This is a genomic window from Microcoleus sp. CZ3-B2 (assembly GCF_036705055.1).
In the GTDB taxonomy this organism is placed as follows: Bacteria; Cyanobacteriota; Cyanobacteriia; order Cyanobacteriales; family Microcoleaceae; genus Microcoleus.
Map to the genome: position 1 here is coordinate 14,917 of NZ_JAUBTN010000015.1, position 13,790 is coordinate 28,706.

Sequence of the window (13,790 nt, forward strand, 5' to 3'; positions counted from 1 at the left end):
GTGCGCGATCGAAAATTCGATCGCCCAACATCAGGCATTGTTTCTCAGTGAGCAACACTATGTATAGATTCAATATATTGCTCAATTTCCTCATCCGTCAAACTAATTCCATTCTGCCAAAGTTCATATTCACTGAGATCGATGTCCTCATTCCAAACCAGCCCATAACCACCAGGTTCAATTCTAAAGTTTCTGAAAAACCCAGGATTGCGTAAGTCCGAAAACATTGGATTATCTAATAATTTAGAAATGTCATATTTTCTGATTTCTGAATTGGTAAATTTAACAATCAAGGTGCTATCATCAATAGCTTTAGCCGAAACAATGCGCTCAGGTTTCATAAAAAAAAAATCACAGTTATTTTAACGGTGGAAGTTTACTAAATTCTTGGCTGTTCCACATATCCAGCAGTTCTTTTTGGTACAGCGCAGCCCATTCTAATACCAGCTTTTGGGCCCGATTCGGTAAATCTCCTTCAATAATCTCTAAAGACTCAATGGCTATCAAAGCATTGTACTCACCGTAAACTGCGTGAAAATGAGGAGGTGCGTGATCCCCAAAGAAAATTTTGATGATGATTCCGTAAAATCGTGCAACTTCTGGCATAAAGCTTCTCTAAACGACTAGATAAGGATTATTGTAACCAAGTTCAGGGCCCAATGAGATTTGAGATTGAAGGAATTTCTAGCGAATGTCGATCGCAATATCACAGAAACCGACGCCAAACAACTGATATCGCCGACAGAATACTTTCTCAATTTTGCCACAGATCATATTGATTCTCTGGCTCCACAATCTGGTTAAATGATAGGGAGTAGGTTTTAAGGATCGAAAACTTCATAACTTAAACACCTCCTAAAGTCCTCTCTCTTTTAACTTGTCAGATCAAAGGAGACTCTTCCTGGTAACGAACAAATTGCTGAGGCTCGATCGGCTTTAGAACATAGAGCCTCCGACTCTGCATTACCAGGCAGAACCTGGTAACGAACACAACGAGCAAAACCAGTCTTTTGTCCCTTAACATGAGCCTCTCGATACCCCCTAACCCGACTTAAGAAAGCGGGAAAAGAGTCTTGTCAAAGTCCCCCGACTATCCGGGGAATTTAGGGGAATTTGGCTACTGCTAAAAGCGAAATTTCTCAGGGATTTAAGGCTTAAATTCACAGCTTCTAGGCTGTACCATTTCCCTAGCCAGAGAACTTCGATCGCCCTTGACGTTTTTTCTTCCCCCGCACCAAATTAAAAATCCAGATTTGCACACCATCCATATAAGTAAACACCACCGGAATCACCACCAAAGTCAACAGCGTGGAAGTCATCAAACCGCCAATTACCGCCATCGCCATCGGGCTGCGAACCTGAGAACCAGCGCCAATTCCCAGCGCAATCGGTACCATCCCAGCAATCATCGCAATAGTTGTCATCAAAATCGGCCGCAACCGCGCTATTCCAGAATCCAGCGTCGCCTCATACGTCGGTTCGCCTTCCTTCTGATTCATAATCGCGTAATCCACTAACAAAATCGAATTCTTCGTCACAATTCCCATCAGCAACACCACCCCAATCAAAGCGTACAAACCGAGGGATTTTTGTCCCACCAAAAGTCCCAGCAGCGCGCCACCGAGAGACAAAGGTAAGGCCGCCATAATTGTGATCGGATGCAGGAAATTTGCAAACAGCAACACCAACACACCATAAATAAACAATACCGCCGTTCCCAGAGCCCCCGCAAAACCGCTGAAAATATCCTGCATCACCTTGGCATCACCCGAAGATTCCTGTTCCACACCGGGAGGTAAAGGATTCATTGCAGGCAGTTTCTTTACCGCCGCCGAAGCTTCTCCTAAAGTCGTACCCTGCAACAAATTGCCCTCTACAGATACTTGACGGGCTCTGTCGTAGCGATCGATCTGAGAAGGCCCGCTACCCAAAGCAATATCCGCCACCGCCCTCAACGGCACCAAAGTATTATTTTTTCCCGGTACTTGCAGGTTCTTAATTGTTTCGATATCGCTGCGAAACTGCGGCGCTAACATCACATGAATTGGAATTTGTCTGTCAGCTAAATCAAATTTAGCCAGATTTGAATCAACATCTCCAATTGTTGCCAGAGATGCAGTGCGAGCAATTTGTTGCACCGATACACCCTGATCCGCCGCCCTAATTGGATCGGGTTTTACCAAAATCTCCGGCTTCACTAAACTCGCGCTCGATTCTACCTCAATCAGCCCTGGAACTTGCTTCATTTGTTGCGTCAGAGATGCCGCAGTTTTGGTTAAAGCTTCCGCATTTTCGCTCTTGAGGACGATCGACATTTGCTTCCTACCGCCCACACGTCCTTGAGCAAAACTCAGCCGCACGCCCGGAACATCCCGCAGTTTCGGCCGCATTTCCTCCTCAAACTTCTGTTGTCCGATCCGTTGATCTGCCGGCTTTAATTTCACGTACAGACTGGCTGAATTTACGCCACCCGCGCCCCCTCCGCCGCCACCCGCGCCCCCGGAGACAGTCGGAGCGCCTTCAGTCTCCAAAACGCTATCTACGGCTGGGTGGGCGAGCAATAATTTAGTTGCTTCCTGCACTGCTAAATCTGTCTGCTGCAAGGTGGAACCGGGGGGTAATTCGATCGAGACAGTAGAAAGTCCGGTATCATCGCGATCGATAAACCCTGTCGGAATGAAAGGTATTAATTGAACGCTGCCGAAAAACAAAGCAATTCCTAAAATTAGGACGATCGCCCGATGCTTCAGCGCCCAAGTCAAAAGCCGGCGGTACTGATAAGAAAGTTGGTCTTTTTTGAGTTCCTCATGATGCCCTTTCTCCTTAAACAAATAAGCCGCCATCATCGGAGTCACGGTTCTAGCTACTAACAGCGAAAATAACACCGATGCCGAAACCGTCACCCCAAAAGGCCGAAAAAACTGACCCGGAATTCCCGGCATAAAAGCCACCGGTGCAAATACCGAAACAATTGTCATCGTCGTAGCAACGACAGCTAAACCAATTTCAGCCGAAGCATCCAAAGCAGCTTGATAAGCCGTTTTCCCCATCCCGACGTGCCGTTCGATATTTTCAATTTCGACGATCGCATCATCAACTAATATGCCAACCACCAGCGACAGCGCCAACAAAGTCATGCTGTTAAGCGTATATCCCACCATCCTCAGCACAGCAAAAGTAGGAATTACCGACAGCGGCAAAGCCACAGCAGCAATCAAAGTTGCCCGCCAATCCCGCAGAAAAATAAAAATAGTAATAATCGCTAAAGCCGCCCCCAAAATTAAAGCATCCACAGAAGCTTGATAAGAATCTCGGATGTGATCTGCTAAGGTATAAATAAGTTCCAGCTTCACATCCGGCGGCAAAGTTGTTTCCATTGTCTTGACAGCTTCCCGCACTGCTTCTTCCACAGTCACGAGAGTGCTGCCGGTGCTGCGGAGGATAGAAAAAGCCACCACGGGTTTGTTGTTTAGCCGCGCGCCCTGACGCGCTTCTGCATAGCCTTCGTCAACTTTTCCCAAACTAGAAAGCGGCACAAAACCGCCTTTGGGCAAAGTAATTTGATAAGCTTTCAACTGTTCGATAGTTTTGGCACTGCCGAGGGTGCGGACTGTTTGCTCGGAATTGCCGATTTCAGTTCTACCACCGGGAAGATTGATATTGAAATTGCGAATTTGGTCGTTAACTTGGGTAGCTGTAATGCCGAGACTTTGCAGTAATTCCGGGTTCAAATCAACTCGAACATCCTTGTCTCTGCCTCCGATTCGCTGCACTTGAGCGACACCTTTAACGGATAGGAGGACGCGGCTGATGTTTTGGTCGATTAATTCGCTTAACTGTTCTACGGTTTGGCGATCGGAAACCACGGCGTAGGACATAATGGAACTACCCGCAAATTCCACCCGCTTGACAACGGGATCATTAATATCTTGCGGCAAGTTTTGGCGAATTTGGGCGATCGCATTTCGGACATCATTCGTAGCGCGATCGCTATTTGTACCCAACAAAAAGTTAACTGTCGTATTAGAAGAACCATCATTAACAGTAGAAATAATGTGGTCAATATTCCCCAAGCCCGCCACAGCATCTTCTACTTTTTTCGTAACTTGAGATTCAAGTTCTGCTGGATCTGCCCCCGGTTGGCTGACAGATATCGAAACAGAAGGGATATCGATATTAGGTGAATCATCAATGCCTAAAACGGGAAATGATACCAAACCCCCGATTGTCAGAATTAAGAATAGAACAATCGTGGGGACTGGCTGTTTGATCGACCAAGCCGAAATATTGAAAGACATAATGGGAAGAAGGGAAGAAGGGAAGAAGTCAGTAGTCAGTAGTCAGTAGTTGTTAGTTATTGGTTATTGGTTGTTGGTTGTTGGTTGTTGGTTGTTGGTTGTTGGTTGTTGGTTATTGGTTGTTGGTTGTTGGTTATTGGTTATTAGTTATTGGTTATTAGTTATTGGTTATTAGTTATTGGTTATTAGTTATTGGTTATTAGGTGTTTAATGTTGGTTATTTAATGTTAGTTGTTGGTTGTTGGTTATTGGTTGTTGGTTATTGGTTATTAGTTATTAGTTATTGGTTATTAGTTGTTGGTTATTGGTTATTAGTGCTGTCCCTTCCCCCGAGCTTTCTGTCCAACGTCATCAGGAAGAAGGAATAATTCCCTTCGGCGAAGCTGAGCGGGTGAAAAGAAGGAATAAGGAATAAGGAAGAAAGAAGAAACTAATTAACTAATCGTAGGGTGCGTCAGGGATAAAGTTAATCAGCAATCTCTGAGAAAACATTTAGCCTTGATGCACCCTACAACCACTCACTAATAACGTTCGCGATCGCACTAATGACTAATGACTAATGACTACTGACTAATGACTACTGACAACTGACTACTGACAACTGACTACTGACTAACAACTTTTACCCGATCGCCATCCTTCAGATAACCAGCCCCAGCAATAACCACGCGATCGCCCGCTTTCAACCCTTTTTTAATCTCAACCTGAGCTTTCGTCAAATCGCCAACCGCCCCTCCAGTAATCTCCCCAACTACCACTTTCTGAGCCTGCACCTTGTCCTCGCCCACAAGTTTGTAAACAATAGAACTGCCGTCAGACTGCGGTAAAATAGCCTTAGCAGGAACTTTCAAACCTTGCTCCGTCGCCGTCGAAATCGAAGCGCGCAAAAACATTCCCGATCGCAAAAAATCGCTTGGCGGCAAATCAATTTTCACCGTAGCTTGGCGATTTTGCGGGTCAACTAACGGCGAAATCTCTCGCACAATTCCCGACAACTTAATCCGCTTGTCAGAATCTGAAGTAATCTGCACGGCTGTTCCCGGCTGCACTTGCGAAATCTGAGTTTCCGGCACTTTCAATTGCAGTTCTAGCTTGTTTCCGCGAATAATCGAAAATAGTTTTTGACTCCCCGAAGAAACATCCCCAACACGACCAATTCTTTCAGCAACAATACCGCTGTCCGGTGCTCGGACGATCGTTTGTGAAAGTTGAGTTTCTAACTGTTGGATTTGGGCATCATTGCTGCGGACACTTGCTGCGTTGTTCCCCACATTTGCTCTAGCGCTGCTGACAGTTGCGGCCGCCGTATTCACCTTAGCGCGGGCACTGCTGAGGGCCGCTTGCGCCGTACTGATATTAGCTTCGCCATTAGCTACTTTAGCTTTAGCCGATCGCACTTCTTCCGCTGCTTTGTTCTGTTCTTCCAAAGCTTTATTCAAATCAGCCTTAGCTTTGTTCACATCTTGAAGAGCAGTTTCTTGCTGGGTTTTGCGCTGTTCCAAATCTTGTTGGCTGATTACTCCCTGCGCCGCCAAATTGGAAAAACGCTCTACATCTCTTTGAGCTTGAGTTAATTTAGCCTCGGCCGAAGCAATTCCCGCTTTAGCTTGATTCACGCCAGCTTTAGCTTGTTCGACACCTGCTTGGGCTTGGCCGACACCGGTTTTAACTTGCGCTAAGTCAGCAACGGCTTTTTCCACGCCAGCTTGAGCCTGTTCGACACCGGCTTGGGCTTCTTTTTGGCTTGATTGAGCTTGCTGCACCTGAGCTTGCGCTTGGTCTACTGTAGAATCGGCCGATTGTCCTTTAGCCACCGCTGCGGCAATTTGCGATCGCACCACCGAATCATCCAAAATCGCCATTACCTGATTTTTTTCTACCGCATCCCCTTCCTTCACCAAAACCTGTTGGATTTGCAAGCCGTTGGCTTGCGGCAATACCGGCAGCAAATCGTAGGGGGCCACAGTCCCCGTCGCTTCGAGAGTTTTAGCCACATCGGCCGATTTCACAGGCGCGACTGTCACCGTTTGGGCCGCCGTCTGTTGAGCAGCCGCTGGGGCTGTAGCGGCCGGTTTCGCGCTCTTCTGGCCAGCAGTCAAGTGTACCGCTAGCAGAGTTGCAGCTACGCCAATCCCCGCGCCCGCCAACACCGTCGGCCACCTGATTTTTTTGCTGGGCCCAATTTCCGGCTCTTCTGGTTCCTCAAGTTCTGATTGTTCCCCATCTTCTGGAACTTCTAGGGATCTTTCTCGTTCATCTTCCTCACCAGAAAAGTGCCAGCTAGATCGGTCTGAAACTCCACTTTCAGGCCCATCGGCTATTGAATTTTTGTCGCGCCCGCTTTGCACGGGGAGAAGCGGTTGCTTTTCTTCCGCTTCTGAAAAAACTTGATTGGTCACTTTAGTTCCTCCCGCCGGTTTGAGCCCTTGATTTTTTCAATTGTAAAGAAAGATTGCAATTTTTATATTTAGTTTATTTTAGCCGAGGGCGCTAGTAATGTCGCGTCCTCCTTTTGGGTGAGTGTGAGGCGATTTCACTTGACGGCTGGCCGATCGCCGGAGAGTTGCGATCGACATTTAATTCGCCCAGGGTTCCTCGCCGAGTATTATTAGCGTGATTTGGAGCCTGCGGGCGATCGGGCCAGCCCTGTCTGTAGCAAAACAATTTTCTCGTCACCAACTGATCCTCACAGAATTAAGCCTAATTTTGAACGAATTATTGCTAAAATCAGGCACATCGGCTAAAAAGTTGTACCAGTTTAATTGACAAAAATCATAATGAACAGTGTTTTTTCTCCCGTCCAACAGTTGCTAATTACTTGGTTGCTAGTGCTAGTAACGGGATGGTTTACCCTAACTGCGATCAGTTATGTTGGGGAACTGGTCAGCATTTTAGTGACAGCCGGACTGATTGCATTCTTATTAAATTATGCAGTAGCAAGACTTCAAGTATTTTTGCCGCGGGGAGTAGCTGCTGCGCTCGTTTATTTAGTTGCGGGTTTGCTAGTATTAGTAATTGGTTTAACTATTGTACCGCCTGTGTTCACCCAAGCGAGTCAGTTAGGGGTAAGGTTCCCGGACTTGCTGGAGTCGGCGCGGCAGCAGTTAGGTGAATTTCAAACATGGAGTGCCGATCGCAATTTGCCCTTCGACGTGCAAATATTGGAGCAGCAGTTATCGGCGAAAGTACAGGAGCAAGTACAGGCGATCGCAAGTACAAGTTTAGGTTTAGTCGTAGGTACTTTTAACTGGTTTATCGACTTAATCTTTATCCTGGTAATTTCATTTTATATGCTCTTAGACGGTAAAAGAGTGTGGCAGGGTTTGACCAGTATTTTTTCCCCAGATATTCGCTATGTGTTAACCGAAACTTTGCAGCGAAACCTCCAACGATTTGTATCGGGACAGTTGCTGCTGGGACTATTTATGGCGATCGGACTAACTCTCGCTTTTTCGTGGCTGCAAGTTCCGTTTTTTCTGTTGTTTGCCGTGTTTATCGGATTGATGGAAATAATTCCGTTTATCGGAGCGACGCTTGGAATTGGAGCGGTTACTATAATTGTAGCATTTATCGATTGGTGGCTGGCGCTGCAAGTGTTGGCAGTGGCGATCGGTCTCCAGCAAATCAAAGACAATTTAGTCGCCCCCCGAATCATGGGGAATCTCACCGGATTGAGCCCAGTAATTATTTTCACAGCTTTACTCTTAGGAGGTAGAGTAGGAGGATTGTTAGGAGTTATCCTGGCCATTCCCCTAACTGGCGTTGTCAAAAGTATAGTAGAAATCTTACTCAATCCCAAATTGCCTCCGCAAACAGGCTCGTTTTTCTACAACCCTTTTAACGGCGAGGAATTGAGTCAAACAACGGATCGTGAAACTCAACTAATTTTGGTTCCAGATGAAGAAAAATAGTCTAAGGTTCGCAGTAAAAAATTCTGTCCGTAAAGTTTTTATCAGTCACGAATTCAGCCCTTGCTACTGATTTATTTAAGAAGGACTTGCATTCCGAACGATCGAACCTTTTAAGCAAAACTTGCTCGTTACCAGGCTCTACCTGGTAATGCAGATTCGGAGGCTCTGCATCTCTTTCTCTTTACCTCCCTGCTTCTGAAAACATAGGATTTGGGCAGATGTTTAAGTTATAAAATCTTCGTTTCTTAAGAAGCACTAAAGTCCTGACTACGAACTTTTCAATAAGCCCTAAAATCCTGACTACGAACCTTTTAAAAGGACTAAAGTCCTCACTACGAACCAACTTAAAATCTCAAACCTAAAACTTATGAAATGGTGGCAAAATCTTAGGCAAAATCCTCTGGCTCGACTGGGAGCAGTGGTATTGTTGTTTTTTTATACAGTCGCATTTTTTGCCGAATTTGTGGCCCCCTACGACCCCTACGACTCTCAATTAAACGGTTCATTGTTGCCGCCGACTCAGATTCATTTAAGCACCAAAGACGGGCGATTTATCGGGCCTCACGTTTATCCGACCACTCAGGGCCCAGTAGACGTGAATACGGGCGCTCGCGAGCTAATTGTAGACTGGCAAAAACCCTCTGCTGTCGGTTTGTTTGTCAAAGGTTCTCCCTATAAGTTTTTAGGGATTTTACCTTTAAATATCCACTTGTTTGGAACTACCGGCCAAGCCAAAATCAATATTTTAGGCACAGATGAACAAGCTCGCGATCAATTCAGCCGCCTAGTACACGGTAGCCGAATTAGCCTCAGCATCGGTTTAGTTGGTATAGCAATTTCTTTCCCCTTGGGATTGTTAATCGGAGGAATATCCGGTTATTTCGGCAGTTGGATTGACAGTATTTTAATGCGATTCGCCGAAGTATTGATGACGATTCCCGGACTTTATTTATTAGTAGCCCTAGCAGCAGTCCTCCCTCCCGGATTAACAAGTGCTCAGCGATTTATATTGATTGTGCTGATTACTTCATTTATCAGTTGGGCGAGTTTAGCACGGGTAATTCGCGGTCAGGTACTGTCAATAAAACAGCGAGAATTCGTACAGGCGGCGCGGGCTATGGGTGCGAATCCAATTTATATTATTGTCCGCCACGTTTTGCCACAAACTGCAACCTATGTTATTATTTCTGCTACTTTGTCGGTTCCGGGTTTTATTGTGGCGGAGTCGGTTTTGAGTTTAATTGGTTTGGGAATTCAACAACCCGATCCTTCTTGGGGAAATTTGCTATCTCTGTCTACAAATGCCTCAATTTTAGTGTTGCAGCCTTGGTTAGTTTGGCCTCCGGCGACACTGATTATTTTGACAGTTTTGGCGTTCAATTTATTGGGGGATGGGTTGCGGGATGCTCTCGATCCGAGAAGCATTCAAAGGTAATGGGTAATGGGTAATGGGTAATTAAGAATTAACCTATTTGTAGGGCGAGCTCACCAAAATTTATATCATCAAATCCCAGAACTGAAAAACCCACCTCCGCCCCAAGAATGAATCGAAATAATCTCAATTCTCAAGGTTGATGTAGATAATTCGCGGTGTGGGGGCGGGTTTATTAATATTTGGGATGTGAAGGAAAGATTGTTGGTGAACGCGCCCTACGGAATTATATTAATGACCACTAACCACTAACCACTAACCAATAACCACTAACCACTAACCAATAACCAATAACCAATAACCAATAACCAATAACCAATAACCAATAACCAATAACCAATAACCAATAACCAATTATTTAAGTATTGAGAGGTAAGCGGATGGTAAAAGTAGAACCAACGCCGACTTGACTGTTTACTGAAATATTGCCGCCCATCATTAAGCAAAAACGCTGGCTGATTGCTAGTCCCAAACCTGTACCGCCGTACTTGCGTGTGGTAGAAGCGTCTGCTTGGGTAAAGGGTTGGAAAATGTGCTGCAATTGGTCTTGATTCATTCCAATTCCTGTATCTGTACAATTAAAAACTAAAAATTCTTTAGAGGAGTTTGATTGGGCAGAATTTTCTGCCGTTTCAGAACGGTTTTCTGCTATCGCTTCGCTGTTGTTGCGGGCGTTTTCTCGGCTGGCGGTGAGGGTAATTGTACCGTTTTGAGTGAATTTGGCAGCATTGCTTAGCAAATTTAATAAAATCTGCCGCACTTTGGTAATGTCACCGTACATACTGCCAAGATTGGTAATTTCTTGTAAGTTTAAAGTGTTATTATTTTTTTCGATTAGTGGGGTGGCGGTGTCGGCTACTTCTTCGATCAAGGCGGCGATGTCGAAGGTTTCTAAGTAAAGATCCATGCGGCCGGCTTCGATTTTAGAAATATCGAGAATGTCGTTAATTAGTGACAGCAAGTGTCGGCCGGATGTGCGGATTTTGTCTAAATCTGGGGTTATTTCGTCATAGCCCAATTCTTCGGTTTCTTCTTGCAGCATTTCGCTATATCCGATGATGGCATTGAGGGGTGTTCGCAGTTCGTGGCTCATGTTTGCTAAAAATGCGCTTTTTGCGGTGGAGGCGGCTTCGGCTGCTTCTAGGGCGACTTGCAAGGCGTTTTCAAAGACTTTGCGATCGCTAATATCCTCGACGCTGCCTTCGTAGTAGAGTACCTCACCGTCGGCGCTGCACACTGCGCGGGCGCTTTCAGAAATCCAAATTATGCTGCCGTCAACGCGGTAAACTTCTGACTCAAATCCTGATATTTGTCCGCATTCTTGCATCACTTGCATAAACTTCTGGCGCTGCTTAGGATTGACGTAAGCTTGCTGTCTGATGTTTGTGAGATTTGATGTCAATTCTTCGGGAGTTGCGTAGCCGTAGATGCGGGCTAAAGCTGGGTTGACGCTCAAGAATCGGCCTTCTGGGGTTGTTTGAAAAATGCCTTCGACTGCGTTTTCAAAGATGCTGCGGTATTTTTGTTCTGCTTGACGCAGTGCGTTTTGTGTTCGATCGCGATCGCTAGCTTCGATCGCCAATGATACCAAATCTGCCAGGGAAGCAGCAAAATTTTGCTCTTCTACTGTCCAGTGGCGAACACTTCCCACCTGTTCGATACAGATAACTCCGACTGTTTGGCCTCCCAGTCGCACTGGCGCATCTAAGGTGGATGTGATGCCGTTTTCGGCAAAGTAAGATGTCGCTAATTCTCTAGTTCTGATATCTGAGAGAGCGTTGTCGGCTGCGATCGTCCGGTCTTCTTCCAAAGCTTTAAAATAAGCTGGATAGTCTGCTGCAGCGATTTCCACACCCTGGGAGTGCTGCTGGTTGCTGCACCAAAATTGGTCGAGACATTGCAGTTTCGAGCGGCCCTCATCGTACAACCAAGCTCCTGCTCCTTCTGCATTTAAGGTACGAGCCGCAGCTTCAGTGATTTGCCTCAAAGCTACTTGCAAATTGCCTCGATATAGCACTTTATTTCTGGCTAATTCTACCAAAACTGTATTTTGTGTGAGCAATTGTTTTTGTCTCATCCGCCGCAGCGATTCGGCTCGCTTCTTTTCGGTAATGTCGCGGGCTACCAAAATTACGGATGTTTCTGACAGCGGCGAAATGCTGGCGGCAAAACAAACTTCGCGTTCATCAATGGTTAAATCGTACTCGATACTGATAGTTTGCTGAGTCTCTAAAGCTGCTCGGATATGGCTGGTAAAATTGTCGGCTGTAGCTTGCGGAAACATTTCTCCGATAGTTTTGCCCACTAATTCTTCGGCTGGTTTGTATAGCAGAGACATATTTGTGGGCGCGATTTTCAAGTAGCGGCCGGTGGAGTCCAAAACTATAATTAATTCGTTCATGGCTGCAAACAAAGCCCGCAATTCTGCTTCGGTGGCTTCGAGCTCGGCAGTCCGCTCTGCTACTCGCTGTTCTAAATTGGAGTTGGTTTGTTCTAGGGCGACAAAAGACGATCGCAATTGTCTGGCCATCTGGTTGAAAGACTGAGCTAAAAGACCGAGTTCGTTGATGCCTTTGACTTCGACTTCGCCGTCTAATTCCGAGGATGTGAAGTCGGAGGATTCGGACATTTTTGTTAATGCTTTGGAAGCTTCTAGCAATCGGGTAATCGGTTGGACAACCCAGCGAGAGGTGAAGATTCCCAGGGCGATCGCCAATATGAAGGCAAAAAAGCACAATAAGATAGTTGTGCGAGTGTTGGCGTTAATTTGCTCCATAAAGTCTGCTTCCGGGATGACCACTACGATCAGCCAATCGAGGCCGCGGCCGTCTTGCAGGGGAGCGACCGTAATGAATTGACGTTTGCCGTCTAAATCGAAGGTAAACTGTCCTTGGCTGCTAATTTGTGTAAAACTGCCAAATTGTTTTTGCAAGTATGTGGATGCCGATCGAATGAGCAAATTTTTGCTTTGTGTCGCCAACAGCCGTTTTTGTCCGTCTTTGGTTGTGACAAAGGGCAGTTCGTCCGTGGAACTGGCGACTATTTCCCCGCTGCGTTCGATCGCAAAAACTTGTCCCGACGGGCTAATTTTGATTCTTTTGAGAAAATCGCTGATTTGAGAAAGAGTCAAGTCAATTGCCAGAACCCCTTGCAGGCTGCCCGTTTGGTTGTAGATGGGCATCACCGGCGTAATCCCCAGAACTGGCGCTGCAGTGAAGACGTAGATCGGAGACCAACTGGCTTTTCCTGACTGTTTGGCAGCTTGATACCACGGTCTTGTACGGGGGTCGTAGGGGGCGGTTTTAATTAGCTCTGTGCGATTTCCCTGGCTGTCGAGGCGATAAATTTGGCGGTTGGGAGCGGTTGATTCGTCTCTGATGTATACTAAGTCTTCGGCTTCGCGTTTGAGCAAGAGGAATTTGCCCTGTTCGTCGCCGTAGTAAATGGTTGTAGTTCGATCGCTCAGCTTGGTCTGGTTCCACAAATAGCGCTCTAAATTGGGGAAATCTTCCGGGTTTAAGTTTCCCGAAGCGATCGCAGCAGTATTCATTTGCAGAAACAGGTGAGACACATCCCCAAAACTGCGGAAATTTTCTTTCGTCCGGGCTGCGACTTCCAAGCTCAACCTAGTAGCAAGGTTATTGACGGTTTTCTGGCTGTTGCGAAACGACAGCCATCCCGTTACGCCGACTGCTACGGAGATTTGTACCACCAGGGGTATCAACAAAACTAGGCTCAGTGACATCTTGGGCGAGCTTTTCATCAGACAACACTGCTCAGACTTTTCAATAACATCAATATTCTTGCACTTACCAGGTTTGCGTATCGTTTATCGATTAAAAGATGCCCTAGATATTATAAATTATCAAGTTGCACACCAATAGTGAAGTGCCGTGGCCTGCCGCTCAAAACTTGGTTGAGGTTTCAACAGCTACTGTAAAAAATTATAATATTAATTGTGCCACTACTTGTGTGAATGCGCCGATCGCGATCGGGGACACGGTGCCCAAAACTCACACCCGATCAAACATAATACAACTGCAGGCAAGCTTTGATCCCTTAATTGATCGATCGGTCCCAATTATTATTTAACCTCAAACCTCAAATTGTCTAAAATCTACAATTCTCTCATTTTCTCCGGGTGCCGAA

At 46.0% G+C, this 13,790-nt stretch carries 8 protein-coding genes; 3 read left to right on the forward strand and 5 right to left on the reverse strand.

Translation table 11 applies throughout. The annotated features are described in order from the left end of the window. Positions 1 to 44 precede the first annotated feature (44 nt). Positions 45 to 341, reverse strand: a complete 297-nt coding sequence (locus QUA97_RS09250) for a DUF2442 domain-containing protein (protein ID WP_194065764.1) — start codon at positions 339 to 341, stop codon at positions 45 to 47. 16 nt (positions 342 to 357) lie between these two features. Continuing rightward, the gene (locus QUA97_RS09255) at positions 358 to 606 is read right to left on the reverse strand and encodes a DUF4160 domain-containing protein (protein WP_194065763.1); all 249 of its coding nucleotides are present in this window, start codon (positions 604 to 606) and stop codon (positions 358 to 360) included. A gap of 66 nt (positions 607 to 672) precedes the next feature. On the opposite strand from QUA97_RS09255, the gene QUA97_RS09260 reads away from it, so the two are divergent. Next, positions 673 to 804: a hypothetical protein gene (locus QUA97_RS09260; protein ID WP_255515782.1), complete on the forward strand. Its 132-nt coding sequence runs from the start codon at positions 673 to 675 to the stop codon at positions 802 to 804. Positions 805 to 1,187: 383 nt separating this feature from the next. On the opposite strand, the gene QUA97_RS09265 is transcribed toward QUA97_RS09260, so the two are convergent. Then, positions 1,188 to 4,298 carry an efflux RND transporter permease subunit gene (locus QUA97_RS09265; protein WP_333194451.1) on the reverse strand — a complete coding sequence of 1,037 codons (3,111 nt, stop codon included), beginning with the start codon at positions 4,296 to 4,298 and terminating at the stop codon, positions 1,188 to 1,190. Between the two features lie 605 nt (positions 4,299 to 4,903). Then, on the reverse strand, positions 4,904 to 6,697 hold the full coding sequence (locus QUA97_RS09270; RefSeq protein ID WP_194065761.1) for an efflux RND transporter periplasmic adaptor subunit: 1,794 nt from the start codon (positions 6,695 to 6,697) through the stop codon (positions 4,904 to 4,906). 378 nt (positions 6,698 to 7,075) lie between these two features. Here QUA97_RS09270 and QUA97_RS09275 point away from each other — a divergent pair, with 378 nt between their 5' ends. Both QUA97_RS09275 and QUA97_RS09280 read left to right on the forward strand, forming a co-directional pair. Then, positions 7,076 to 8,209 (forward strand): AI-2E family transporter, encoded by a 1,134-nt coding sequence (locus QUA97_RS09275; protein ID WP_194065759.1) that lies wholly within the window; start codon positions 7,076 to 7,078, stop codon positions 8,207 to 8,209. A 367-nt stretch (positions 8,210 to 8,576) separates the two neighbouring features. Further along, entirely contained in the window at positions 8,577 to 9,644 is a 1,068-nt protein-coding gene (locus tag QUA97_RS09280) for an ABC transporter permease (RefSeq protein WP_194065758.1), read from the forward strand. Positions 9,645 to 9,999: 355 nt separating this feature from the next. Here the strand turns inward: QUA97_RS09280 and QUA97_RS09285 are convergent, their stop codons facing one another. Continuing rightward, positions 10,000 to 13,386: a PAS domain S-box protein gene (locus QUA97_RS09285; RefSeq protein WP_370588906.1), complete on the reverse strand. Its 3,387-nt coding sequence runs from the start codon at positions 13,384 to 13,386 to the stop codon at positions 10,000 to 10,002. Between the last annotated feature and the right edge of the window lie 404 nt (positions 13,387 to 13,790).

Coding starts and splice junctions, on each gene's coding strand:
- QUA97_RS09265 (WP_333194451.1), bottom strand. CDS start 4,298: ATGTCTTTCAATATTTCGGCTTGGTCGATCAAACAGCCAGTCCCCACG.
- QUA97_RS09250 (WP_194065764.1), bottom strand. CDS start 341: ATGAAACCTGAGCGCATTGTTTCGGCTAAAGCTATTGATGATAGCACC.
- QUA97_RS09275 (WP_194065759.1), top strand. CDS start 7,076: ATGAACAGTGTTTTTTCTCCCGTCCAACAGTTGCTAATTACTTGGTTG.
- QUA97_RS09285 (WP_370588906.1), bottom strand. CDS start 13,386: ATGTCACTGAGCCTAGTTTTGTTGATACCCCTGGTGGTACAAATCTCC.
- QUA97_RS09280 (WP_194065758.1), top strand. CDS start 8,577: ATGAAATGGTGGCAAAATCTTAGGCAAAATCCTCTGGCTCGACTGGGA.
- QUA97_RS09255 (WP_194065763.1), bottom strand. CDS start 606: ATGCCAGAAGTTGCACGATTTTACGGAATCATCATCAAAATTTTCTTT.